Below are 22,739 nucleotides of genomic sequence, written 5' to 3'. Positions count from 1 at the left end.
GCAATGCGCTTGACCGGCAACGGCCAAATGAGGTTGAGTAAATTCATGAACAACGAACAAGATACGATTCGATCCGTCTGCGTCTATTGCGGATCAAGACCCGGCACATCGCCAAGCTACATGGCCGCCGGCAAGGCGCTTGGAACGGCCATCGCAATGGCAGGATATCGCCTCGTCTATGGCGGCGGCACCAAGGGCATAATGGGCGCCGTTGCCGAGGGCGTGCTCGAAAATGGCGGCCATGTGGTCGGCATCATCCCGGAGTTTCTGGTGGACATGGAGGCGACCCGCCACCAGCTCGAGGCGCTCGACGAACTGCTGATCACCCCGGACATGCATGTGCGCAAGCACACCATGTTCGAACGCGCCGATGCCTTTGTCGCGCTTCCGGGCGGTATCGGCACGCTGGAGGAAATCGTCGAGATCATGACCTGGGCGCAGCTCGGTCGCCATTCGAAGCCGATGATCTTCGCTAATGTCGACGGTTTCTGGAACCCGATGATCCAGCTGCTCGAACATATGAGCGGCGAGGGGTTCCTGCACACGAGCCACCAGGTGCGCCCGCGCCTGATCGAGGACGTTGGCGAAATCCTGCCGGCGATCGAGGCGCTTTGGGCCGAGCAGGACGCCGATGACGAGGGCGAGAGCCACATCATCAGCCGTCTCTGATTCGGACGGTTGCAGGAAGCTTGCGTTTGGCTTGACGCTCAGTCGTTGCCGGCGGCCTCGTTCAGACGCTCGATATCCGGCACGGTCACGTGCCGGTTGTTCTCCACGACGATCACCTTTTCCTTGCGCAGCTTCGTCATCTGGCGGCTGACCGTCTCTATGGTCAGGCCAAGGAAGTCGGCGATGTCTGCGCGCGACAAAGGCAGATCAAAGGTGCAGCCGTCATCGGCTTCAGGATCGATATGGGTGGCGATCAGGTGGAGGAAGGAGGCAACCTTCTCGCGCGCGGTCTTGCGGCCGAGCGTCAGCATCCAGTCGCGCGCCTCGTCGAGTTCCTTCAGCGACTGGTCGTAGAGCTTGTGTTCGAGACCGGGCGTGTCGGCGATCATCCGCTCGATCGCGGCACGGGGAAAGGCGCAGATCTCCGTCGCCGTCGCCGCTTCCGCCGTCAGCGAGCTTTCGCGCGAGAAGGGACGGCCGAGAAAATCGGGCGCGAATTGCAGTCCGACAATCTGCTGGCGGCCGTCGGCCATCATCTTCGACAGCTTGACCACGCCGCGCAGGATATTGGAATAGCTGTTGACGTTTTCGCCCTGGCCGACGACTTCCGTGCCGGGATCGATCGTCCGTTTTGACGACTGCTTGTTCAAGACAGCCAGCTGCGAACCGTTCAGCACCGAGCAGATGCCGCCATGGCGCGCCTCGCAGGCCCGGCACACCTGCGGTATGGCGTCATCGTCGGTTGCGAAATGCGGCTTTTCATCCATGGTTTCACCAAATCGCAGCCCGTTCACGAGGCTGCCTTCAATCTTCCGACCCGTCTAGACGCCCTTTGTCCGGCGCGCAACAGTTTAGAGATCGGCGCGGGCGTATGACATTCTCATTCCTTGATTAAAGTCAAAGCCGGGGGCAGTGCAAGACGATAACGACAAACTGATCCCGCAAGAGGAAGGGTTTTCGTCATGGTATCAAGCAGGCAGTTGCTGAAGACGTTCTCGCGCCCCGTTCCGCGCTATACGAGTTATCCGACGGCCCCGCATTTTCACGGCGGGATTGCCGGGAAGGATGTTGCCGGCTGGCTGAAGGCTATTCCTGAAGGGGACAAAGTCTCGCTCTATGTGCACATTCCCTATTGCGACCGGCTTTGCTGGTTCTGTGCCTGTCACACGAAACATACGCTGCGTTACGATCCGATAACCTCATATCTGGAAAGCCTCAGTCAGGAAATCAAGACCGTTGGCGCCCTGCTTCCGCAGGGGGTGAAGGTGTCCGCCCTGCACTGGGGCGGCGGATCGCCGACGATGCTGACGCCGGACGACATGCGCCGGCTGATGGGGTGGTTGCGGAACGCATTCGACTTCGCCGATGACGCGGAGATCAGCGTCGAGATGGATCCGAACGATCTCGACGAGCCGCGCTACGATGCGCTTGCCGATATCGGCGTGACCCGCGCAAGCCTCGGCGTTCAGGATTTCGACGAGCGTGTGCAAAAGACCATAAACCGCCTGCAGAGCTTCGAGCAGACGGCCGCAGTGATTGCCGCGATGCGCGAACGCGGCGTGCGCTCGGTCAATTGCGACCTGCTCTACGGTCTGCCGCACCAGAGCCTTGAGACATTGTCACGCACTGTGGCGCAGATCATCTCGCTTCGCCCCGACCGGATCGCGCTTTTCGGTTACGCCCATGTGCCGTGGATGAAGAAGCATCAGACGCTGATTCCCGAGGATGCGCTGCCGGATCCAGAGGCGCGATTCGAGCAGATGACGCTTGCCGGGGACATGCTGGCGGAAGCCGGCTACCAGCCGATCGGCATCGACCATTTCGCGCTGCCCGGCGATAGCCTGGCGCGTGCGGCAAGAGAAGGGCGCCTGCGCCGTAATTTCCAGGGCTATACGGATGAGAGCGCCGACGCGCTGATCGGGCTCGGCGCTTCCTCGATCAGCGAGGTGAGGGAAGGCTACTGGCAGAACATGCCGGCGATCGGCGAATACCGGCGTCTGGCGGAGGCCGGGGAACTGCCGGTGGTGCGCGGAATTGCGCTTGATGATGAGGACCGGCTGCGCCGCTTCGTCATTGAAAAGGTGATGTGCGCCTACGGTTTTTCCAGTTGCGAGTTGCGCGCCCGTTTCGGCTCTGCGGCGGAGCATGTGCTCGCTGAAGCCAAGGCCTATGCGCGTCTCAATCCGGACATCTGCAGCTTCGACGCCTTCGGTTTTCGCCTGGAAAATGCGGCATTTCCCTTTGCCCGCTCTGTTGCGGCGACTTTTGATACCTATTTGGAAGGCGGCCGGGGGCGTCACTCCTCGGCTGTCTGATCAAATGTCGAAAAATGATCATCCGATGCCCCGTGGCCATTGGCTTTTCGCCAATCTTTGCCTATGAGAAGGGCTGAATTGATAGTTTGAAGAGGTACAGGCGTGAGCGCTACATTCGATAAAGTTGCCGATATCATCGCTGAAACGAGCGAAATCGACCGCGACAAGATTACGCCGGAAAGCAACACGATTGACGATCTGGGCATCGACAGTCTTGATTTCCTCGATATCGTGTTTGCCATCGACAAGGAATTCGGTATCAAGATTCCGCTCGAAAAATGGACTCAGGAAGTCAATGAGGGCAAGGTCGATGCAGATGAATACTTCATCCTGAAGAATCTCTGCGCCAAGATCGACGAGCTGAGAGCGGCCAAAAACGCCTGATTCTGTCAGGCAGCCCTCTTCTGCGGACAAGCTTCGGGGCCTGCCGTGGCTTCCGTTTCCTGGCCGTGAACGATGCAGGCGGGAGAGGCTGAAGGCATTCATGCTGCTCGAATATTTCCAGATGATCGACGAGATCGCGTCCGTGGATGTTTCCGCGGGCCGGATCGTCGCGCGCTCGACGGTGCCTGAAAAGAGCCCCGTTTTCGAAGGGCATTTTCCCGGCATGCCGCTTGTGCCGGGCGTGCTGCTGATCGAGACCATGGCGCAGGCCTCCGGCATGCTTCTGCTCGGCGTCAATAACTGTTCGGCAATGCCCTTCCTGATGATGGTCGACAGCGCCAAGCTGCGCAGCTTCGTCGAGCCGCATGCCGTGCTCGATATCGAGGCGGCGCTGGAGCACGAGGGTTCCGGCTTTGCCGTGACCAAGGCGAAGATCGCGTCTGCCGGCAAGCCGATCGCCAGCGCGCAGCTGAAATTCCGCACGCTTTCTTTTGAAGACAATGATCTGGCGCCGATCGTCCGGCGACGGGCCGAGGAAGTCGGCCTTTTCGCCGCGATCGAGAGCGGCCAGACCGTGGAAAGGTCCTGAAATGACGAAATCGGACAATGATGTCGTTGTCACCGGCGTCGGTCTTGTGACCAGTTTCGGCGTCGGCCAGGCGCCGCATGTCGCCATGCTGACCGGCGGCGCGGCGCCCGATATGCGCATCGATGACGAGATCTGTGCGCCCTATCCGGTGCACCCTTTGCCCGAGATCGACTGGAAAGATCAGATCCCCAAACGCGGCGACCAGCGCCAGATGGAAAACTGGCAGCGTCTCGGCGTCTATGCCGCGGGCCTGGCGCTCGACGATGCGGGCGTGAAGGGCAATGAAGAGATCTGCTCGACCATGGACATGATCGTGGCTGCCGGCGGCGGCGAACGCGACATTGCCGTCGACACGATGATCGTCAACGAGGCGCGCGAACGGAACGACCGCGAAATCCTTCTGAATGAAAAGCTGACGACGGAACTGCGCCCGACGCTGTTCCTCGCCCAGCTTGCCAATCTGGTGGCCGGCAATATCTCGATCGTCCACAAGGTCACGGGATCGTCGCGCACCTTCATGGGCGAAGAGGCGGCGGGCATCTCGGCTGTTGCCACGGCTTACGCCCGTATCCTGGCCGGCCAGTCGACGCACACGCTTGTCGGCGCCTCCTTCGTGGCCGAGCGGCGCGACATCCTGTTGATGTTCGAGGCCGTTCATGCGCTGTCGCGCGGCAAATGGGCGCCGCTCTGGGACAGGGCCGCCGAGGACGACGGCGGCATGATCATGGGGTCGGCCGGCGCTTTCCTGGTGCTCGAATCCCGCGCCTATGCCGAGGCGCGCGGCGCGCATATCTATGCCACGCTCTCCGGCGTTGAGGGCGATCGCGGCAAGCGCGAAGATGGAAAGTTCGAAAAACGCTTCGCCCGGCTCCTTGCCGATGCCGGCTTTGACGGCGGCAGCAACGAGGCCATCTTCTCCGGCGCCACCGGCCTCAGCGCGCTGACGAAGCAGGAAGCCGATGTTCTGAAGTCCGGTTTCCCGGATACGCCGCTGCGCGGCTATACGGGTATGACCGGCCACGCCATGGAGGCCAACTTCCCCCTCGGCATCGCGCTGGCCGCGCTTTCGCTCGACGCCAAGGCGCCGGTGCCCGTCTTCAATGACGGAGAGGCATCGATGTCGGCGCCGGCTGAGAAGATCGCCGTGACCACAGTCGGCCTGCAGCGCGGCGAAGGCGTTGCCGTGCTTGTCGGCGAGAAGTGAGAAAGGACGGGCAGATGAGCAAATTTACCGATCACCTTGGCCGTCCGCTGGTCGCCGTTACCGGCATGGGCGTCGTCACCTCGCTCGGGCGCGGCCTGAAGGATAACTGGGAGAAGCTGACCGGCGGCGTTTCCGGCATTCACGCGATCTCGCGCTTTCCGACCGACCACCTGTCCACGCGCATTGCCGGTACGGTGGATTTCATCCCCTCCGATCAGAACCCCGTCGCGCGGTCCTACGCCTTTGCCGAGGCCACGATCGAGGAAGCACTGGCGATGGCCGGGCTTTCCGGCGACTTCGATGCGCCGCTGTTTCTCGCCGCTCCGCCGGTCGAGCCGGAATGGTCGATGCGCTTCGACCTCGCCGACCGCGCGCCGCCGCCGAGCGAAGACAATGACGCCTATATCCGTTTTCTCGCCGCCATGCGTGAAAAGGCGGATCCCGCCTTCCACGAGGCTGTGATGTTCGGTTCGATCTCGGAGCGGATCGCCGACCGCTTCGGCACGCGCGGCCTGCCGGTGACGCTGTCGACGGCCTGCGCGTCCGGCGCCACCGCGATCCAGCTCGGCGTCGAGGCGATCCGCCAGGGCCGCACCGACAGGGCGATGACGGTTGCCACCGACGGCTCGGTGACGGCCGAGGCGCTGGTGCGCTTCTCGCTGCTGTCGGCGCTTTCGACCCAGAATGACCCGCCGGAAAAGGCCTCCAAGCCGTTCAGCAAGGATCGCGACGGCTTCGTCATCGCGGAAGGGGCGGCAACGCTCATTCTCGAATCGCTGGAAGCCGCCCATGCCCGCGGGGCGACCGTTTACGGCATCATTCGCGGCTGCGGCGAGAAGGCGGACCATTTCCACCGCACGCGGTCCTCGCCCGATGGCGGACCGGCGATCGCCACCATTCGCGCGGCGCTTGAGGATGCCGGCCTCGGCATTGACGGGCTCGACTATATCAACGCTCATGGCACTTCGACGCCGGAAAACGACAAGATGGAATATTCATCTCTCAAGGCCGTTTTCGGCGAGGAGATGATGCCGTCAATCCCGCTGTCGTCGAACAAGTCGATGATCGGCCACACGTTGACGGCGGCCGGCGCGGTCGAGGCGGTGTTCTCTCTGCAGACCATGCTGACGGGCGTTCTGCCGCCGACGATCAACTACAACACGCCGGACCCGACGATCGAGCTCGATGTCGTGCCGAATGCAAAGCGGGAGGCAAGCGTCTCCTCCGTGCTTTCCAACTCGTTCGGATTCGGCGGGCAGAATGCCTGCCTGGTGATGACCCGCGAACCCTCCTGAGGGAGGATCGCGCCGTAAGTTTGCGAGTCGGCCTAAGGCCGTCTTTTCGAAATGTTGAAGGAATGACCCATGCGCGCATTGCAGCTGACAGATGACCGCAAGATCGAGCTTATGGACGTTGCCGAGCCGGAAGCGCCCGGTCCGGGCGAGGTTACGCTGCGGCCGAAGGCGGTGGCGCTCAACCATATCGATGTCTGGGGCTGGCGCGGCATGGCCTTTGCCAAGCGCAAGCTGCCGCTCACCATCGGCGCGGAGGCCTCCGCCATTGTCGAAGCGATCGGGCCCGGCGTTTCCAATGTTCTGCCGGGCGATCTGGTCTCGATCTATGGCGCGCGGGTCTGCGGGCGTTGCAAGGCCTGCCGTGAGGGCCGGGACAATCTGTGCGAACATGTGGGCGGCGTCCATGGTTTCCATCTCGACGGCTTCGCCCAGGACAGGATCAACATTCCCGCCCGCCAGCTTGTCGTTGCGCCGCCCGGTATTGACGCCGTTGCCGCAGCGCTGGCGCCCGTCACCTTCGGCACGGTCGAGCACATGCTGTTCGACAATGCGAAGCTCCAGCCGGGCGAGACCATCCTGGTGCATGCCGGCGGTTCGGGCATCGGCTCGGCGGCAATCCAGCTTGCGAAGAAGATGGGCTGCACGGTGATCACCACCGTTGGTTCGGAAGACAAGATGGAAAAGGCGCGCGCGCTTGGCGCCGACCATGTGATCAATTACCGCGAGGATCGCTTCGAGGGCGTCGTCCGCAAGTTGACGAAGAAGAAGGGCGTCGACGTCGTCTTCGAACATGTCGGCGCGGAAACCTGGGCCGGATCCATGCTGTCGATGAAGCGCGGCGGCCGCCTTGTGACCTGCGGTTCGACCTCGGGCGTTTCCACCAATGTCAACCTGATGATGCTGTTCCAGCAGCAGCTCAAATTCTTCGGCTCCTTCGGCTGCCGCATGGAGAACATGGCGGACGCCATGCAGAAGATGGCGCAGGGTATCGTGCACCCGGTCATCGATACGCTGGTCGATTTCGACGGCATCGACAAGGCGCTGGAACGGATGGAAAGCCGACAGGTCTTCGGCAAGATCGTGCTCCAAATCGGAGACTGAGCGGCAGGCGTTGTTAAGCTTGGCCTAAACGAAAATCCTCGTTAAAAGGCGGGCAGCGCGGTTTACTCGCGCTGCCCGCACTCGATTCTGGATCTGGTTCCCGTGAAGTCCTTCGTCACCCGCATCGTTCTCAAAGCCCGGCAGTTCCAGCAATGGCTGATTGCCTATCTGGTGTTCGGCCTGCTTTCCGTGATGAAGCTCTTCCCGGCGGATGGTTCGATCCGGTTTGCCGATTGGGCGATGCGCAAGATCGGGCCTTATACCGGCCGGCACAAGCTGGTGCTTGAAAACCTGCGCTGTGCCTTTCCCGAAATGGAGGAGGCAGAAGTCGAGCGGATCGCGCTTGCCAGCTGGGGCCATATCGGCCGACTGGCGGCGGAATATGTGTTTCTTGACGAGCTTTTCGATTTCGATCCGGAAAAGCCAGACGCGGGGCGGATCGAAGTGGCGGGCGTGGAACGTTTCATGGATCTTCTGGCGCTCGACAAGCCGTTCATCGTGTTCACGGCACATACTGCGAATTTCGAGCTGCTTCCGGTGGCGGCCGCATCTTTCGGGCTCAACGTCTCGGTTCTCTTTCGTCCGCCGAACAATCCCTATATCGCCGAGAAGGTCTTCCGCTTTCGCCGCAAGCGCATGGGCGAACTCGTGCCGTCTCATGCGGGCTCCGCCTTCGCGCTCGCCAGCGCGCTCGATGCGGGCAGGGGGGTCGGCGTTCTTGTCGACCAGAAGTTCAAGCGCGGCTCGCCGTCGTCCTATTTCGGCCAGGAAGTGCGGACCAACCCGCTTCTGGCCAAGCTTGCGCGCCAGTTCGACTGCAAGATCTTTCCTGCCCGCTGCATCAGGCTGCCGGACAACCGTTTTCGCCTTGAGCTCGAAGAGGAGATGCCGCTTCCCCGGACGGAAAAGGGCGCGGTGGACGTAGCTGCGACAGCCCAGGCGCTGAACGACAAGGTGGAAAGCTGGGTGCGCGAATATCCGGAGCAATGGCTCTGGTATCATGATCGCTGGGCGCGCCGTAAGCGATAGATGAGCCGGAGCCGCCCGATTACCTCAGGCGGCTGGCGGCAAGCTCCTGCTCGAAGGAGAGGTGACGTCTGAGCGCGCCGAAAAGGCCGCGCAGCATGTAGCCGACGGCTTCGGTATTGACGGTGTCGCCGATCGAAAGGCGTCGCAATACGTCCGTGACCTCTTCGGCAAAGCACAGGTCCTCAAAATGCTCGTAGGCCAGGCGGTCGAGCGCTTCGGCCGCATTGCGCCCGCTGGCCGCCCGGCGGATGGCCGGAAAAACCTGCATTTCTTCCGCTTCCTGCGCGGCCTTGAGCGCAGGCACCAGATCATCGGCCAGCCGTCGACAATCGCTGCGATTGACATTGGCGGGGAGCGAATCGGCAACGTCTTCCAGTGCCTCGCAAAGGCGCCGGATCGAGGCGTGGGCGGAACTGAGCGCCATGCCCGCCGCGCTATTTGTGTCAAGTATCGGCTGGGTCAATTGAGTGTCCAAGCAATCAGTCGCGAGGGTTTCGGCCGTCATGCGTTCCTCCCTGCTGAATCGACCGTTCATGGTGCCATTTGCGGACAAATGCCCCTCATCTTCATTGACTTAGGTCAAGAATGGCCGCGTTCGGTCGATGGCAGCACGACTTGGTTGCATTGCTGACGGGAAGAAGTCGTGCAATTGTCATGAAACCCACAAGTGCAGCGGTTATGTCATTCCCGTAAAAGGTCTATGAGTAACCCGAGAGGAATTTCCATGAACGAGATGTCGACTGACCAGGCTCGGCTCGATAGGGCAAGGAGTGTTCAGTTCTATATCGACGAACGTCCCTATTGGGTCGACGGGACCGAGGCGCCGCCGCCGAAGATGACCGGTACGCAATGGCTGATCTGGTGGCTGTCGGTCGCGGGCAAGTTCTTCGAAGGGCTGGTGGTGTTCATGACGGGCGTCGCCATGCCGCTGATCGCATCGGAGTTCGGCCTGAATGCAACGCAGCACGGTATGGTCGGCTCGGCATCATTGTTCGGCATCCTGATCGGCGCGAGCGCGCTTGGCGGGCTTGCCGACCGGTTCGGCCGCAAGCGCGTCTTCATCATGGAACTCGGGCTTTTCATAGCCTTTCTCACGGCCATCATCTTTACCCAGAGCTTTGCCTGGCTGATCGTTTGCCTGTTCGGCATGGGGCTGGCGCTCGGCTGTGACTATCCCACGGCGCATCTGGTGATTTCTGAAAGCACACCGTCGAAGACGCGCGGCGGGCTGGTGCTCTCGGCATTCGGCTTCCAGGCGGTCGGCGCCATCTTCGGCACGCTTCTCGGCTATATCATCCTGACCCTCGATCCTTCGATCGGCGCCTGGCGGTGGATGTACGGCGTGGCGATCATTCCGGCGCTCGCGGTGTTCATTGGCCGGTTCTTCATACCGGAAAGCCCGCATTGGCTCGCCGTCCACGGCCGCGGCAAGGAGGCCGAGTCGGAGCTGCAGAAACTGCTGAAAAGGGTGCCGGCCTATCCGACCAAGGTCAGTGTCTCGGAGCCTCCGGAACTCGCGCGCAAGAAGTTGACCGGCTATCGCGCGCTGTTCCAGAGGCACAATCTGCGGCCGCTGATCCTGTCCTCCGTTCCGTGGTTCCTGCAGGATCTCGGTACCTATGGCATCGGCATCTTCACCCCCACCATCCTGGCCGCGACCGTCGGTCACAAGACCGAACATGTCCGCAATGTCGCCGATCTGGTGAACAACGACCTGATCGCCGCCAAGGGAACGGCGCTGCTCGACCTTCTGCTTCTGGTCGGCATTATCGGCGCCGTGCTGCTTGCCGACCGCATCGGCCGTATCCGCCTGCAGGTCTTCGGTTTCATCGGCTGCGCCGTCGGCCTGTTCATCGCCGCGCAGGCAGGCAGCTATTCGGGCGCGACGCAAACGGCTCTGATCTTCACCGGCTTCATGCTGTTCAACTTCATGACCAATCTCGGGCCGAACGCCCAGACCTACCTGATCGCGGGAGAGGTGTTTCCGACCCACATCCGCGGCACGGGTGCGGGCTTTGCCGCCTCCTTCGCCAAGATCGGCGCCTGCATGACGGCCTTCCTGTTTCCGGTTCTGCTGGTCGATATCGGCACCACGGCGCTGCTCTACGGCCTGGTCGTAACCTCGCTGATCGGCGCGGTGGTAACCTTCTTCTTCCGTATCGAAACGCGCGGCATCAGCCTCGACGGCCGCTGACGCGACAGAAAAACCCGGCCCTGTCGCCAGGGCCGGGTTCAGTCCGTTCAATTGTCTGCCTCAAACTCAGTTGGCAGCGGCGCGGGCGGCTTCAAGCCAGGAGTTCACCTCGTCCTGGTTGTCCTTGATCCACTTGGTGGCCTGGGCCTGCACGTCGTCGTCGCCATTGTTCATGGCCGAGTTCTGCGCGAAGATATCCGGCAGCGGGATCGATACTTCCTTCAGGAGTGCATCGACAGCCGGATTGTCCGCGAGGAATTCATCGTTGACGACCGGAACGATGTCGTTGGCGACAAAGCCCATGTAGCACGGATCGGCAACGCAGGTCTTAAGACCCTTGGCCGGAGCCGGCAGGTCGACGCCTTCCTTTTGCGGTACTTCGATCCACATCACGTCCTTGCCCGGCGAAAGCTGGTCAACAGTCCAGTTCGGGGTCCAGGTGTAGAACAGAATGTGCTCGCCGTTCTGGTAGGCGGCGATCGCATCGGCCATCGAGGCGGAATAGCCGGCCTTGATCGGGTTGATGTCGTCACCGAGGTCGAACTCTTCCATGTGCTTGGAAATCGTCAGCTCGCAACCCCAGCCCGGCGGGCAGGCTACGAGATCAGCCTTGCCGTCACCATTGCGGTCGAAGGCTTTCTTGACTTCGTCGCGCTTGAAATCGTCAAGCGTCTTGATGTCGAACTCATCGATGGCGGCCTTGTCGACCAGATAACCCTGCAGCGCGCCGCCCTTGGCAACCGCGCCGTCAACCTTGGCCTTGCCCTCGAAGGTCGACTCATAGGTGCGGTGCAGAGGGAACCAGCCGTTGACCCAGAGGTCGACGTCGCCCTGCGAAACGGCCTGATAGAAGGCCGAGGCGCCGAGCGTCATGGGGCCGGTCACCGTGTAGCCGAGGTCCTCGAACATCTGCTTGTAGATTTCGGCCTGGAACCAGCCGGTATCCCAATCGGCCTGGGCCATGCGGATGGTCTTGCCGTCGCCGGGCTCCTGAGCGAAGGCGGCAGTGGCCGGCACAAGGCTGGCCGCGCCGATCATCAGGGCAGCGGTGAGCTTGCTGAGATTGTTGTTCATGAGTGTTTCTCCGTTTCTACGTGTTGCGGCGTCTCGCCTGCGGGGAGGCAGGCGCGTCGCCTTGGCTACGGGATCGGAGATCCCTTGAAAGCGGCCCTCGGGCCGCCCTCGTGCTTATTCGGCGGCCTTTTTCTGGCCGCTGAAGAGTGTTCCCAACGCCTGACGGAAGGTCATCCGGTTGGGATCGGAAGGCTCTACGAGGCCCTGGGTGATGCGGTCGAGCACGATGGCCAGAACCACGATGCCGACGCCGCCGGCGGTCGCGCCGCCCACATCAAGTCGGCCGAGACCGGTGTTGACAACCTGTCCTAGGCCGCCCGCGCCAATGAGCGCTGCGATGACAACCATTGACATGGCGAGCATCAGGGTCTGATTCAACCCCGCCATGATGGTGCGCATGGCAAGCGGCAGCTGAACCTCGATCAGCGTCTGCGTGTAATTCGCGCCGAAAGCCTCCGATGCCTCGATCAGGTCGGTGCGCACGTTGCGGATGCCGAGATTGGTCATGCGGATGATCGGAGGAAGGGCAAAGATGATGGTTGCGATGATGCCCGGCGCCATGCCGACGCCGAAGAGCATCACGATCGGCACCAGATAGACGAAGCTCGGCACGGTCTGCATCACGTCGAGGATCGGCCGGACGATGCGCCACAGCATGTCGCTGCGGGCAACGAGAATACCGACCGGCACGCCGATGATGGTACAAAAAAACACCGATGTAAGGATCATGGCGAGCGTGGTCATTGTCTCCGGCCAAAGGCCGATCAGGTCGACGAACAGAAACCCGAAAATCGTCACCAGCGCCATGGTCCGGCCGACGATGCGCCAGGCAAGAAGCGCGAAGATGGCGGTCATCGCCAGCATCGGCACCCAAGCGAGGAAGGTGTCGAGCGCCATCAGAACCTGGTTGACCGGCACCTGAAGCGCGCGGAAAAACGGCCGGAAATTCGGGACGAGGAAGCCGCGGACGAAGTCATTGACCCACGTGTCGAACGGGATCGTGAAATACTGCGATGGATCTAGCAAATCTCTGGTCTCCTGTCGGCTTATTCCGAAGCCGGCTGGCTTGCAGCCGGTTTGTTTTTCTCTGCGTCGGACTCTTCAGTCTCCGCTTCGGGCTCTTCCGGCTCGGCGGCAAGCTGCTCGAAGATCTGGTCCTGCGAGACCACGCCGACAAGCTTGCCGTCATCGTCGGTTACGGCCATGGGAACGCCGCCCTGTGCAGCCGAATAGACCTCATTGAGGTACGCCTCTTCCGGGACGGTCGGCGGCTCGGCAAACATGACGTCACGCACGGGCGTGTCACGCGGACATTCAAGCGCATCCGAGCGCATCAGAAGGCCAACGGGCACGCCGCGTTCCACCACATAGGCGAGGTCCGTCTTGGCCTTGTCCATGACGCGAAGTGCATCGCGCGCAGTGGCGTCGACCTTAACCCAGGCGGCGTCACTGGAAATATCGGACACCTTGAAGACGCGGCTTCGGTCGATATCGGAAACGAAGGCGCGGACATAGTCGTCGGCCGGCTGCGAGACGATTTCCTGGGCGGTGCCCACCTGCACGAAAGCGCCGTCCTTCATGATGGCGATCCGGTCGCCGAGGATCATCGCCTCGTTGAGGTCGTGGGTGATGAAGATGATGGTCTTCTTCAGTTCTTTTTGAAGAACGATCAATTCGTCCTGCATTTCGCGGCGGATCAGCGGGTCGAGCGCGCCGAAGGGTTCGTCCATCAGCAGGATTTCCGGATCATTGGCCAGCCCGCGGGCAAGGCCCACGCGCTGCTGCATGCCGCCGGAGAGCTGGCTCGGATAGCTGTTGGCGTAGGCATCAAGCCCGACCTTGGCGAGCGAGGCCAGCGCCTGTTTGTGGCGCTCTTCCTTGCCGACACCCTTCAGTTTGAGGCCGAAAGCAACATTGTCTATAATCGTTTTATGAGGAAACAGCGCAAAGTGCTGGAAAACCATAGTGATTTTCTGTCTGCGTACATCCCTCAGCGCTTCCTTGCTGCAATTGGCGACGTCGACGTCATCGATCATGATCGAGCCGGATGTCGGCGGGATCAGGCCGTTCAGCGTGCGCACGATGGTGGACTTACCGGAGCCCGAAAGGCCCATGATGACGAAGATCTCGCCTTCCTGAACATCGAAACTCACATTGTCGATGCCAACGGTAACGCCGGTGGCCTTGAAGATTTCTTCCTTGCTCTCGCCGGCGGCGAGGCGACGTGCCCCTTCGCCGCTGTCATCGTTGAAAAGCTTGGAAATGTTTTTCGCGGTCAGTTTGACAGTCATACCTCTTCCTTACTCGGCAACAGGGGAATGAGGGTCCCTGAGGCGTCCGATCTTCGGTTGTGCCTGCGCGCGGCCCGCGCGCGCCACGCAAAAGGGGCTCTGGAAGCGACGTTCGCATCCATCCGGACATGTCTCTCGCATACGAGCGAAAGCGCAGGTTCGGCAGAACCGACCCGGCGAATGTCCGCGATACCCCAGGGCTCAAGAGAGCCCGACAAGGCCACCTTATCTATTGTCAATTCAACGATCGAGCGGCCTCCGCTGTGTAGAATTATGGCAGTGGAATGTCAAATTTCCGGCGCCGAAGTGTCATGCATTCAATCATGTCATGGAAATAGGGTGATTTTCGCCAATTCAAGGGGAAGGGGCGCCGGGCAGGCCGGCTTTCGGCTTGAACCGGCGACGATGGCAGAGTAGTTCAAGGGGGAGTTTGATCGACACGGCGAGACGGGTAGCATCTTGATCGACCCCTATGAAGTGCTTGGCGTAGACCATGATTGCGACGAGAAGACCGTGCGGGCGGCCTATCGTCGTCTGGCCAAGGAAGCCCATCCTGACAGCGGCGGCGACGAGGAGCGTTTCGCCCGTCTGCAGGCGTCCTACGACCTGTTGAAGGACCCCGTCCGGCGCAAGGTGTTTGATGATACCGGCTATGATCCTGAGCTTGCCGACCCGAAGGACCTCAAGGGACTGATGCTGCTGGAGCCGCTGGTCAATGAGATGATCCTCGACGATCGCGAACCCGGCAGTTTTGATCCGGTTGCGGCAATGCGTCGCAAGCTCTCCGACGATATCCTCAAGAGCCGCTTTCACATCCTCGAGCTCGAGCGGCATCGCGCGCGGGTCCGCAAACATATGGACCGGCTCGGCCGCCGCAAGCGCGACAGTTCTGCGACTGACGTGCTCGGCTCCATGCTGCGCGCCAGAAGCGAGTCGATCGGCGAGGCGATCCGCAATGCCGAGGACCAGATCGAGGCGATCGAGCAGGCCTATACCATGCTCGAGGGCTATGCCTACGAGCTTGAACGCGACGAAGAGGCAGACGACGCGCTTGACGCGGACACCGACGGCAAGGCAGCCGAATAGCGAAGGCTGCAACGTGGCCGTGAAAGCAAGGAAAATCGCATGACGACGATGGAATGGTCGAAACTGCTCGATCTCGAACGGTTGTTCCTGGTCTCCTCGTCGGACAAACCCCGCCGCCCCGCCTATGACCAGGATGCCGACCGCATCACCTTCTCGGCGCCCTTCCGGCGGCTCGCCAACAAGACGCAGGTTCATCCGCTCTACGACAATGATCATATCCATCACCGCCTGATCCATTCCGTCGAGACGGCAAGCGTCGGTCGTTCCCTTGGGCTCGAGGTCGGCTGGTGGCTGGAACAGGAAGGCAAGGTGGCAAAGGGCGGACAGGCAATCGTCGCCGGTCTCGTCCATGCGGCCTGTCTCGCGCATGACATCGGCAATCCGCCCTTCGGTCATTCCGGCGAGGCGGCGATCGGCGCCTGGTTTGCCGAAAGGTTCGACCGGGGCGAGGGGCTCTTTGCCGACCGCGAAGCCTGTTTTGCCGAGGAATTCGAAGCCTTCGAGGGCAACGCCCAGGGCTTCCGCATCATTGCCGGGCTGGAGATGCATCGGCGCGGCGGCATGCGGCTCACCCATGGCACGCTGGGCGCCTTCCTCAAATATCCGGTGACGGCCCGGACCCGCCAGACGATCGAAGCGCGCGACAGCGGCCTGAAGAAATTCGGCGTGTTCGAGGCCGAGCGCGAGGCGCTGGAGACCGTCGCCGCCAGAACCGGGCTTCTTGCCGGCGATGCGTCGGCAAGTTGGTGGCGACGCCATCCGCTGGTCTATCTGGTCGAGGCGGCCGACGACATCTGTTACAATATTCTCGATCTTGAGGATGCCTTTACGACCGGCGATCTTGGTTATGGCGACGTTGCTCCACTGCTTTCCGCCGTCACCGGATTTTCGCCGAAGGATGATCGCGGCGACACGCCCCAGGAAAAAATCGCAGTTTTGAGGGCAGTCGCGATCAACAGGGCCTTCGAGGCATGCAGCACGGCCTTTGCCGAGAACTACGATGCGATCATGAGCGGTCAGTTCGCCGGTGCGCTCGTCAGCGCCTCGGCGCAGGCAGAAGCCTTCGCCACGATTGAGGCTCTTGCCAGCGAGCGGATCTTTACGTCTCCGCGCAAGACGGAACTGGAGGTGATGGGGCGCAATCTGGTGCACCGCATTCTGGACGGCGTCCTGCCCGTTCTGGAAGCGCTTGCCGAAGCGGATTTCGACGAAGACCGGATTGACGGCTATCCCCGTCAGTTGCAGCGCGCCCTCGGCATCGACCTTCGACATGCGCGCGACCCCTATTCCGCGCTGCATACGATGGCCGACTATGTGTCGGGGATGACTGACCGCTATGCGGTCAAGATCGACCGGATCATGCGCGGCTGAGCCGGCTACTTCATCAGGTCGTGGAAATGCGCGGCGAAGAAATCGCCGAAAACGAAGGGCGCTGCGGTCCAGACGCTGGTCCACAACAGGGCGCCGGCGATGTTTGCCAGCAGGAAAGGGCGCCATGCCATCGCCATCATGCCGGCAACAATCCCGTTAAGCTGTCTCAGAATGACCACGAAACGCGCGCCGACGACGACCGCCGTCCCATGTTTGTCGTAGAGCCCCTCGATCCATTCCCGCCTCTGGTGCGTGAAGCCGATATAGCGGCCATAGCGCTCGACGAGGCTGCGCCCGCCGTAGCGGCCGATCGCATAGCCCGTATTGTCGCCGAGCACGGCGCCGATGAACACTGCCAGAAACACGCCCTCGATCGGCAGTTGGCCGCCGGACGCCAGCAGCGAGGCGCCAATGACGGCGCTTTCGCCGGGCAGCGGCGCGCCGAGCGATTCCAGATAGACGATGACGAACAGCGCCGCCACGCCATAGTGACGCAGATAGGGTTCGATCAGCGCGATCGATTCGTGGATGAGATGCATGCCCGTTCCTCGTTCCGGGAAGACGTCCTCGCTGCTTTGGAAAGCCTCCAGTAACTTATTGTGCTTTGCTAATAAAGGGCGGACGAAGATGGGCGTCAAGGAGGCCGCATCGGGACAGGCGAAGAGGGAGAGGGGAACAGAGTTGTGGATAACTGGTACGCCCTAGGGGAATCGAACCCCTCTTTCCAGAATGAGAATCTGGCGTCCTAACCGATAGACGAAGGGCGCATGCACGGGACATGCGGCATGTGTTGGCGGTCGCCATCTCTGTATCACAGGGGTGGTTGCCGTCAGGCAGAAAATGAGTGGCACGCCCTAGGGGAATCGAACCCCTCTTTCCAGAATGAAAATCTGGCGTCCTAACCGATAGACGAAGGGCGCGCATCTCATGTTTGGCGAAATCGCTTCAGGCAATCCCGCCGGTCGGCGAAAACACGTCATCCGAAACAAACCTTCGGACCCATTGCAACACGATCTTCCGACCGTGCGCGAATGGCACGCCCTAGGGGAATCGAACCCCTCTTTCCAGAATGAAAATCTGGCGTCCTAACCGATAGACGAAGGGCGCGTGCGTTCGCTGGGCGCCCTTATAATCAGGCAATAGAATTGCTGCAAGCGTAAAACAGCGATTTCTTCAAAAAAACGACATGTTGAAAACGGTCATCCAAGCTTGCGCATAACTGTTTGATTTTAATGAGAAGATGCCGCGCGTTTCAGCGCGGCTCTGAAGCCCTCTACCAGCTGCCCGTGTTCGGCATCGATGCCCAGGGTTCTTTCGGCTCCAGCGGATCGCCTTCCTGAAGAATCTCGATCGAGATGCCGTCGGGCGAACGGACGAAGGCCATGTTGCCATCGCGCGGCGGACGGTTGATGATCACGCCCGCGTCCGAAAGCTTCTGACAGAAATCATAGATGTTCTCGACGCGATAGGCGAGGTGGCCGAAATTGCGCCCGCCGGTATACTCTTCCGGATCCCAGTTATAGGTCAGCTCCAGCTTCGGCACATGTTCGCCGTCGCCGTTTTCCAGATCCTTCGGCGCGGCGAGGAAGATCAGCGTGAACCGGCCCTTGTCGTTGTCGATGCGGCGCACTTCCTTGAGGCCCATCAGTTCGCGGTAGAAGCGCAGCGATGCGTCGATGTCCGTAATGCGGACCATTGTGTGGAGGTAATGCATGTTCTCTTCCCTGTTGTGTGTTCGGCGGTGAGCTATTCGATGGGGACGGGACCCGTATGGACGCGTTTTGCGTTTAGAACTTGCGGGAACCCGCAGTTTGAATGTTATTCTTATGACAAGAATCAGTTAATTCGCAGCCGGGTTTTTTCAAGGAGCGGGGCGGCATGGCCGAAAGGTCTGAGGCAGAACGATACTCGGCCGGAGAAGAGGCGGGCACGGAGACCGGTGAACTGCTGGAGGTCACCGGTTTCGTGAAGTGGTTCGATGTCGGCAAGGGTTTCGGCTTCGTCGTGCCGGACAATGGCATGGAGGATATTCTCCTGCATGTCACCTGTCTGAGGCGGGACGGTTATCAGACGATCCTGGAAGGCACCCGCGTGGTGGCGCTGGTGCAGAAACGCGAGCGCGGCCTTCAGGCCTTCCGTATCCTTTCCATGGACCAGTCGACGGCAGTTCACCCTTCGCAGCTTCCGCCGGTCAAGACCCATGTCCAGGTTGAGCCGTCGAGCGGGCTCGAGCGCGTTCTGGTCAAGTGGTTCAACCGCGAGAAGGGTTTCGGTTTCCTGACCCGCGGCGAGGGGACGGAGGATATCTTCGTGCACATGGAAACATTGAGGCGCTACGGCATTACCGAACTTGTGCCCGGCCAGAGCGTGCTGGTGCGCTTCGGCGAGGGCCCGAAGGGGCTGATGGCCGCCGAGGTCCATCCCGACATGCCGGCTTCCAACCGACAGACCCACTGAAGGCGTTGTCTTGCGGTACGCCCGGATGCGTGGTCATGCAATCCTGACATTGCGGGCTTTTTGGTTTGCTGCCTGCAGTGCTAGTGTCTCTTCGCGAAGGCGGCTGTGCTCCGTGAAGCCGGCTTTCGTGAGAAACCTTTGAGAGGACCTTGATGACACGCTTCCTCGGCAAAAGGGCACTCGCCGCGCTGGTCGGGCTTTTCGCTCTGCTTGCGTCCGGCATGGTCTTGGCCCAAAGCGCTGCCGTCCGCTTTCCCGTCTCGCAGCTGACGCTCCACACCAAAACCGGCGACTATCCGATTGTCGTCGAAGTCGCGAAAGACCCGCTGCAGCGACAGCGCGGGCTGATGTTCAGAACCGAGCTTGCCCGGGATCACGGCATGATCTTCGATCTCGGCGTCGACCGTCCGGCCTCGATGTGGATGGCCAACACACTGATCCCGCTCGACATGGTCTTCATCAGCGCGGATGGCCGGGTCTCGGGCTTTCACGAAAACGCCGTACCGGAATCAAAAGCGATCATTACTTCCGATGAACCCGTGCGCTATGTTCTGGAGATTGGCGGGGGCGAAGCGGCGACTTATGGCCTCAGGCCGGGCGACCGCGTCAGTGGACCGGCGCTTTCATATTGACGGCGCATTGGCAAAAGCCATTTTCCTGTTGCGGTGGCAGGGCCTTCAGTGTATCCGGGCCGCAGTCGGAGTGTAGCGCAGCCTGGTAGCGCATCTGGTTTGGGACCAGAGGGTCGGGAGTTCGAATCTCTCCACTCCGACCATTCAACCAATTGAAATCATTGTTATTTATCTGGTGCCGCGATTGCGCGGAGCCTGCATTGTGGCGCAATCAGGCTCTTGTGGGTGTGATTCTGCAGTTTCTGGAGGATCATCTCGGTGGCGCGCATCGGCTCTTCGAGATAGTCGGGTTCGCATTTTTCATACCAGTCTGTGGTTCTGGACCGCTCGGCGACAACGTGGCTCAGCCATTTCGATCGCTGCTCGCGTGAGAGCACGATGCCTGCGCGGCGCATTTTGGTCGCGATCATGCTGCAGGACAAACGGGCAAACAGAAAAACCGGCCGCGAAAACCGTCAGTAACAGCGCCCGCCAGTGGCCGTTCACGACAGCCAGTGCCAGCAGCGCCCACGAAGCGACGAAAAGGGAATACCGTGACGGCGCTCTCGTTCGTCCTTCGGAGCGGGCTGGCACGCCGGTTGGGGGCAATCGGCGCGATCCATGAACGATGGTTCCGTTCGATTTCAACCCTCGCGGTATTGCTTTCCAAGGCTTCTCCGGGCTCCCGTCTGCGCTTGACCCGGACGCGCGATCATCTGTCGCGAAAGGTTCGCCCCGCCTTTGCGCGGACGCTCAAAGCAAGAAAGGCCGAGCGCATTGCCCGGCCGATCCACTCGTCTTGATATTCCGTGCCAGTACATCCGTGGTCACGGAAGCAAAGACGCTATTTTATGCAGCGCGCAGGTTTTCCGCGGCGCTTTTGCCGGACCTGCTGTCAGCAACGACGTCAAAGGTCAGCTTCTGGCCTTCGGAGATCGTGCTCATTCCGGAGCGTTCGACAGCGGAAATATGGACGAATACGTCCGCGCCGCCGCCCTCGACCTCGATGAAGCCAAAACCCTTGGTGCTGTTGAAGAATTTCACTGTGCCAGTGCTCATGACGATTTCCTTTCAATCAATCACAGAGAATGCCCGGATGGCCTCGATGGTCGCAACCGAGCGATAAAGTCGATGTTGATGGGAATTTCACCAGAGCGTTATGCGCAAAATAAAGTTCGTCAAACAAGATCGATGGACGTCATATGCGCTTCTTTCATGTTTAAATCAAGGCGTGATTTTTGTTTTTGCGAAGAAAAATCGAAAATATAAAAATATTAATATTATGAAAATATTACCATTATGACCTATTATTCAATCGCAATCATAGATATATGTAACTTCATGGTCCGCTAAACCCGGCCTCATGAAAAAAATGCCTGTAAAAAAGCACTTCAGGATTTCGCTCACATTGTGAGGCGATGATGGCGCATGTGCGCAATTGGGGGTGCCTTTCCCAGGCTCACGACGCCAACAGAGCGCGTCCATTTACGCTGAAGCGGCCGGGGAGCGCTGCCGCCGATCACACCAGACAATTCATCCCAAATCGGAAGGAATCGGCATCATGGCAGCAGAAAACAATAAAGCGTCATCCATCGGCGAACGGTGGAAAGCCTATCACCCGGCAAAGTCGACACTCGTGTGGGCTTGCATCATCACCGCCATCGTCACGATCACCATTGGCTTCACCTGGGGCGGATGGGTGACAGGCGGCACATCAAGATCCCTCGTAGCCGAAGCCGGAGAGCTTTCCCGCGATGAACTGGCAACGGTCATTTGTGTCCAGAGGTTCAAGGCGGCGCCTGATTCAGCACAGCAGATGAGCGAACTGAAGGCCATCGACAGCTCCTACAAGCAGCGTCAGTTCATTGAAGATGGCGGCTGGGCCACGATGCCGGGAGACGATGACGCAAGTCGCGACGCCGCCTCGGGCTGCGCCGCCGCGCTTGTCGGATGAAAAACCACAGAGAATGAACCGCCGAAGAGGCAGCCGGAAACGGCTTTCTCATCACGGGCAATACCCGGATTTACCAGCGGCAAGCAAGAGGCGCCACCGCAACGAAGCGCGCCGGACACATGGAGTTTGCAGATGGCCAAAGGTCAGAAGCGAAGCAATCGCGAAGTCAGAAAACCCAAGAAGGAAAAGAGCGCGGCAACCATCGAGGCGCCGCCGCTCGGCTCACTGGTCAGAAATGCCGGCAACAACAATGTGACGCGCGGCAAGCCGAGAGGCTGAACCGCCACGCCGCCCCCGGCCGACGCTACGACAGATCGGGCAAGAAAATCCGGTCTGTCGGTGTTTCTGGTGACGATAGAATGAACCTTACAAGCCTGTTCCATAAACCAGTGGCATTTCTCGCCACAATCTCAAGGATCTATTCGGTCATGGCACTCGAATTCCCCAATCAGAGCCGGAGTTATGACAACAAGGGCAAACGTGTTCGCTTTACCGGCTATGACGGCATGTTCGAAGTGATGTTTTTCGCCAGGGCCGATGCTCTGAGCAATCCTGCCGATGGCGAAGAGCCCTATCTCGCCGCTTTCGATGCAGCGCGCGAGACGATTTACGACGCAGCACGCAGGATCTACCTGAAAGGCCGCAAGGCGGTCTATGTCCTGACGGCCTCTGACGTTACCTGAGCCTTTTTTCTACACGCCCCGCCGGTTCAGATTTCCTCGGTAACCACATCGAACTGGCGAAGAATGGCCGGGCCGAAGGCCGTCGACATCGCCACATCGGTTGCATCGCGGCCTCTCGCCATCAGGATGCGGCCGATGCGCGGGCTGTTGTGGCGCGCATCGACGGTATACCAGCGACCGCCGAGATAGACTTCCATCCATGCACTGAAATCCATCGGGTTCGGATCCCTCGGCACGCCGATGTCGCCCAGATAGCCGGTGCAATAGCGCGCCGGAATATTGAGGCAGCGGCAGAGCGTGATGGCGAGGTGGGCATAGTCGCGGCAGACGCCGACGCCATCGCTGAAGCCACCAAAGGCGGTCCTGAACGGGTCGGCCTTCATATAGTCGAACGCGATCCGCTGATGGGTGAAATCCAGGATCGCCTGCACG

At 60.6% G+C, this 22,739-nt stretch carries 26 protein-coding genes and 4 tRNA genes; 17 read left to right on the top strand and 13 right to left on the bottom strand.

Annotated features, from left to right (window positions below; translation table 11 throughout):
* The first annotated feature begins 45 nt into the window (after window positions 1–45).
* Window positions 46–669, top strand: coding sequence for an LOG family protein (locus FF124_RS16300; protein WP_138749548.1), 624 nt, complete (start codon window positions 46–48; stop codon window positions 667–669).
* Between the two features lie 38 nt (window positions 670–707).
* On the opposite strand, the gene FF124_RS16295 is transcribed toward FF124_RS16300, so the two are convergent.
* Window positions 708–1,436 (bottom strand): Crp/Fnr family transcriptional regulator, encoded by a 729-nt coding sequence (locus tag FF124_RS16295; protein WP_138749547.1) that lies wholly within the window; start codon window positions 1,434–1,436, stop codon window positions 708–710.
* Window positions 1,437–1,631: 195 nt separating this feature from the next.
* On the opposite strand from FF124_RS16295, the gene hemN reads away from it, so the two are divergent.
* The 7 genes from hemN (at window position 1,632) to FF124_RS16260 (ending at window position 8,586) form a co-directional block, all read left to right on the top strand.
* Complete coding sequence (hemN, locus tag FF124_RS16290; protein ID WP_138749546.1) at window positions 1,632–2,984, top strand: oxygen-independent coproporphyrinogen III oxidase; 1,353 nt, start codon at window positions 1,632–1,634, stop codon at window positions 2,982–2,984.
* 102 nt (window positions 2,985–3,086) lie between these two features.
* Entirely contained in the window at window positions 3,087–3,368 is a 282-nt protein-coding gene (locus FF124_RS16285; protein ID WP_138749545.1) for an acyl carrier protein, read from the top strand.
* 100 nt (window positions 3,369–3,468) lie between these two features.
* On the top strand, window positions 3,469–3,957 hold the full coding sequence (locus tag FF124_RS16280; RefSeq protein WP_138749544.1) for a 3-hydroxyacyl-ACP dehydratase FabZ family protein: 489 nt from the start codon (window positions 3,469–3,471) through the stop codon (window positions 3,955–3,957).
* A 1-nt stretch (window position 3,958) separates the two neighbouring features.
* Complete coding sequence (locus FF124_RS16275; protein WP_138749543.1) at window positions 3,959–5,161, top strand: beta-ketoacyl-ACP synthase; 1,203 nt, start codon at window positions 3,959–3,961, stop codon at window positions 5,159–5,161.
* A gap of 14 nt (window positions 5,162–5,175) precedes the next feature.
* On the top strand, window positions 5,176–6,456 hold the full coding sequence (locus FF124_RS16270) for a beta-ketoacyl-ACP synthase (RefSeq protein WP_138749542.1): 1,281 nt from the start codon (window positions 5,176–5,178) through the stop codon (window positions 6,454–6,456).
* 69 nt (window positions 6,457–6,525) lie between these two features.
* Entirely contained in the window at window positions 6,526–7,557 is a 1,032-nt protein-coding gene (locus tag FF124_RS16265) for a zinc-binding dehydrogenase (protein WP_138749541.1), read from the top strand.
* A 102-nt stretch (window positions 7,558–7,659) separates the two neighbouring features.
* Window positions 7,660–8,586 (top strand): lipid A biosynthesis lauroyl acyltransferase, encoded by a 927-nt coding sequence (locus FF124_RS16260; RefSeq protein WP_138749540.1) that lies wholly within the window; start codon window positions 7,660–7,662, stop codon window positions 8,584–8,586.
* Window positions 8,587–8,605: 19 nt separating this feature from the next.
* Here FF124_RS16260 and FF124_RS16255 read toward each other — a convergent pair whose 3' ends face one another.
* Entirely contained in the window at window positions 8,606–9,010 is a 405-nt protein-coding gene (locus FF124_RS16255) for a hemerythrin domain-containing protein (RefSeq protein ID WP_138749539.1), read from the bottom strand.
* Window positions 9,011–9,310: 300 nt separating this feature from the next.
* Between FF124_RS16255 and FF124_RS16250 the strand changes: the two genes are divergently transcribed.
* Window positions 9,311–10,780 carry an MFS transporter gene (locus FF124_RS16250; protein ID WP_210237488.1) on the top strand — a complete coding sequence of 490 codons (1,470 nt, stop codon included), beginning with the start codon at window positions 9,311–9,313 and terminating at the stop codon, window positions 10,778–10,780.
* 66 nt (window positions 10,781–10,846) lie between these two features.
* On the opposite strand, the gene proX is transcribed toward FF124_RS16250, so the two are convergent.
* From proX to FF124_RS16235, 3 genes are all read right to left on the bottom strand, one after another.
* A complete protein-coding gene (gene proX / locus FF124_RS16245) occupies window positions 10,847–11,854 on the bottom strand; it encodes a glycine betaine/L-proline ABC transporter substrate-binding protein ProX (protein WP_138749538.1) in 1,008 nt (335 codons plus the stop codon).
* A 114-nt stretch (window positions 11,855–11,968) separates the two neighbouring features.
* Window positions 11,969–12,880 carry an ABC transporter permease gene (locus FF124_RS16240; RefSeq protein WP_138749537.1) on the bottom strand — a complete coding sequence of 304 codons (912 nt, stop codon included), beginning with the start codon at window positions 12,878–12,880 and terminating at the stop codon, window positions 11,969–11,971.
* A 20-nt stretch (window positions 12,881–12,900) separates the two neighbouring features.
* A complete protein-coding gene (locus FF124_RS16235) occupies window positions 12,901–14,145 on the bottom strand; it encodes a quaternary amine ABC transporter ATP-binding protein (protein WP_138749536.1) in 1,245 nt (414 codons plus the stop codon).
* Window positions 14,146–14,604: 459 nt separating this feature from the next.
* On the opposite strand from FF124_RS16235, the gene FF124_RS16230 reads away from it, so the two are divergent.
* Entirely contained in the window at window positions 14,605–15,231 is a 627-nt protein-coding gene (locus tag FF124_RS16230; RefSeq protein ID WP_138749535.1) for a J domain-containing protein, read from the top strand.
* A gap of 39 nt (window positions 15,232–15,270) precedes the next feature.
* The gene (gene dgt / locus FF124_RS16225; protein WP_210237487.1) at window positions 15,271–16,602 is read left to right on the top strand and encodes a dGTP triphosphohydrolase; all 1,332 of its coding nucleotides are present in this window, start codon (window positions 15,271–15,273) and stop codon (window positions 16,600–16,602) included.
* A gap of 5 nt (window positions 16,603–16,607) precedes the next feature.
* Here dgt and FF124_RS16220 read toward each other — a convergent pair whose 3' ends face one another.
* From FF124_RS16220 to FF124_RS16200, 5 genes are all read right to left on the bottom strand, one after another.
* Window positions 16,608–17,120, bottom strand: a complete 513-nt coding sequence (locus FF124_RS16220; protein WP_138749756.1) for a DedA family protein — start codon at window positions 17,118–17,120, stop codon at window positions 16,608–16,610.
* A 174-nt stretch (window positions 17,121–17,294) separates the two neighbouring features.
* A tRNA-Glu gene (locus FF124_RS16215) sits at window positions 17,295–17,369 on the bottom strand.
* A 78-nt stretch (window positions 17,370–17,447) separates the two neighbouring features.
* Window positions 17,448–17,522 (bottom strand) — tRNA-Glu (locus tag FF124_RS16210).
* Between the two features lie 112 nt (window positions 17,523–17,634).
* Window positions 17,635–17,709 (bottom strand) — tRNA-Glu (locus tag FF124_RS16205).
* Between the two features lie 166 nt (window positions 17,710–17,875).
* The gene (locus FF124_RS16200) at window positions 17,876–18,316 is read right to left on the bottom strand and encodes a VOC family protein (protein WP_138749534.1); all 441 of its coding nucleotides are present in this window, start codon (window positions 18,314–18,316) and stop codon (window positions 17,876–17,878) included.
* Between the two features lie 164 nt (window positions 18,317–18,480).
* Between FF124_RS16200 and FF124_RS16195 the strand changes: the two genes are divergently transcribed.
* The 3 genes from FF124_RS16195 to FF124_RS16185 all read left to right on the top strand — a co-directional run bounded on the left by FF124_RS16195 (window position 18,481) and on the right by FF124_RS16185 (window position 19,834).
* Window positions 18,481–19,059, top strand: coding sequence for a cold-shock protein (locus FF124_RS16195; RefSeq protein WP_138749533.1), 579 nt, complete (start codon window positions 18,481–18,483; stop codon window positions 19,057–19,059).
* A gap of 152 nt (window positions 19,060–19,211) precedes the next feature.
* Window positions 19,212–19,691 (top strand): DUF192 domain-containing protein, encoded by a 480-nt coding sequence (locus FF124_RS16190; RefSeq protein ID WP_138749532.1) that lies wholly within the window; start codon window positions 19,212–19,214, stop codon window positions 19,689–19,691.
* A gap of 66 nt (window positions 19,692–19,757) precedes the next feature.
* Window positions 19,758–19,834: transfer RNA gene (locus FF124_RS16185), tRNA-Pro, on the top strand.
* A 21-nt stretch (window positions 19,835–19,855) separates the two neighbouring features.
* On the opposite strand, the gene FF124_RS16180 is transcribed toward FF124_RS16185, so the two are convergent.
* A complete protein-coding gene (locus FF124_RS16180; RefSeq protein ID WP_138749531.1) occupies window positions 19,856–20,101 on the bottom strand; it encodes a hypothetical protein in 246 nt (81 codons plus the stop codon).
* A gap of 418 nt (window positions 20,102–20,519) precedes the next feature.
* Window positions 20,520–20,729: a cold-shock protein gene (locus FF124_RS16175; protein WP_138749530.1), complete on the bottom strand. Its 210-nt coding sequence runs from the start codon at window positions 20,727–20,729 to the stop codon at window positions 20,520–20,522.
* 502 nt (window positions 20,730–21,231) lie between these two features.
* Between FF124_RS16175 and FF124_RS16170 the strand changes: the two genes are divergently transcribed.
* From FF124_RS16170 to FF124_RS16165, 3 genes are all read left to right on the top strand, one after another.
* On the top strand, window positions 21,232–21,624 hold the full coding sequence (locus FF124_RS16170) for a hypothetical protein (RefSeq protein ID WP_138749529.1): 393 nt from the start codon (window positions 21,232–21,234) through the stop codon (window positions 21,622–21,624).
* A gap of 132 nt (window positions 21,625–21,756) precedes the next feature.
* Window positions 21,757–21,903, top strand: a complete 147-nt coding sequence (locus FF124_RS20610; protein ID WP_187326977.1) for a hypothetical protein — start codon at window positions 21,757–21,759, stop codon at window positions 21,901–21,903.
* A gap of 149 nt (window positions 21,904–22,052) precedes the next feature.
* Window positions 22,053–22,307 carry a DUF1488 family protein gene (locus tag FF124_RS16165; RefSeq protein WP_187326976.1) on the top strand — a complete coding sequence of 85 codons (255 nt, stop codon included), beginning with the start codon at window positions 22,053–22,055 and terminating at the stop codon, window positions 22,305–22,307.
* Window positions 22,308–22,333: 26 nt separating this feature from the next.
* On the opposite strand, the gene FF124_RS16160 is transcribed toward FF124_RS16165, so the two are convergent.
* The coding region (locus FF124_RS16160) for a transglutaminase-like domain-containing protein (RefSeq protein ID WP_138749528.1) at window positions 22,334–22,739 on the bottom strand (406 nt) is incomplete at its 5' end.

Source organism: Martelella lutilitoris (assembly GCF_005924265.1).
Taxonomy (GTDB): domain Bacteria; phylum Pseudomonadota; class Alphaproteobacteria; order Rhizobiales; family Rhizobiaceae; genus Martelella; species Martelella lutilitoris.
The sequence above is the reverse complement of the archived record's forward strand: the minus strand, read 5'-3'. Positions and strand labels throughout refer to the sequence as shown.

Bases quoted from the DNA above. Each gene is read 5' to 3' on its own strand.
- FF124_RS16300 (WP_138749548.1), top strand. From the start codon at position 46: ATGAACAACGAACAAGATACGATTCGATCCGTCTGCGTCTATTGCGGA.
- FF124_RS16295 (WP_138749547.1), bottom strand. From the start codon at position 1,436: ATGGATGAAAAGCCGCATTTCGCAACCGACGATGACGCCATACCGCAG.
- hemN (WP_138749546.1), top strand. From the start codon at position 1,632: ATGGTATCAAGCAGGCAGTTGCTGAAGACGTTCTCGCGCCCCGTTCCG.
- FF124_RS16280 (WP_138749544.1), top strand. From the start codon at position 3,469: ATGCTGCTCGAATATTTCCAGATGATCGACGAGATCGCGTCCGTGGAT.
- FF124_RS16275 (WP_138749543.1), top strand. From the start codon at position 3,959: ATGACGAAATCGGACAATGATGTCGTTGTCACCGGCGTCGGTCTTGTG.
- FF124_RS16270 (WP_138749542.1), top strand. From the start codon at position 5,176: ATGAGCAAATTTACCGATCACCTTGGCCGTCCGCTGGTCGCCGTTACC.
- FF124_RS16265 (WP_138749541.1), top strand. From the start codon at position 6,526: ATGCGCGCATTGCAGCTGACAGATGACCGCAAGATCGAGCTTATGGAC.
- FF124_RS16255 (WP_138749539.1), bottom strand. From the start codon at position 9,010: ATGGCGCTCAGTTCCGCCCACGCCTCGATCCGGCGCCTTTGCGAGGCA.
- FF124_RS16250 (WP_210237488.1), top strand. From the start codon at position 9,311: ATGAACGAGATGTCGACTGACCAGGCTCGGCTCGATAGGGCAAGGAGT.
- proX (WP_138749538.1), bottom strand. From the start codon at position 11,854: ATGAACAACAATCTCAGCAAGCTCACCGCTGCCCTGATGATCGGCGCG.
- FF124_RS16235 (WP_138749536.1), bottom strand. From the start codon at position 14,145: ATGACTGTCAAACTGACCGCGAAAAACATTTCCAAGCTTTTCAACGAT.
- dgt (WP_210237487.1), top strand. From the start codon at position 15,271: ATGACGACGATGGAATGGTCGAAACTGCTCGATCTCGAACGGTTGTTC.
- FF124_RS16200 (WP_138749534.1), bottom strand. From the start codon at position 18,316: ATGCATTACCTCCACACAATGGTCCGCATTACGGACATCGACGCATCG.
- FF124_RS16195 (WP_138749533.1), top strand. From the start codon at position 18,481: ATGGCCGAAAGGTCTGAGGCAGAACGATACTCGGCCGGAGAAGAGGCG.
- FF124_RS16190 (WP_138749532.1), top strand. From the start codon at position 19,212: ATGACACGCTTCCTCGGCAAAAGGGCACTCGCCGCGCTGGTCGGGCTT.
- FF124_RS16180 (WP_138749531.1), bottom strand. From the start codon at position 20,101: ATGATCGCGACCAAAATGCGCCGCGCAGGCATCGTGCTCTCACGCGAG.
- FF124_RS16175 (WP_138749530.1), bottom strand. From the start codon at position 20,729: ATGAGCACTGGCACAGTGAAATTCTTCAACAGCACCAAGGGTTTTGGC.
- FF124_RS16170 (WP_138749529.1), top strand. From the start codon at position 21,232: ATGGCAGCAGAAAACAATAAAGCGTCATCCATCGGCGAACGGTGGAAA.
- FF124_RS20610 (WP_187326977.1), top strand. From the start codon at position 21,757: ATGGCCAAAGGTCAGAAGCGAAGCAATCGCGAAGTCAGAAAACCCAAG.
- FF124_RS16165 (WP_187326976.1), top strand. From the start codon at position 22,053: ATGGCACTCGAATTCCCCAATCAGAGCCGGAGTTATGACAACAAGGGC.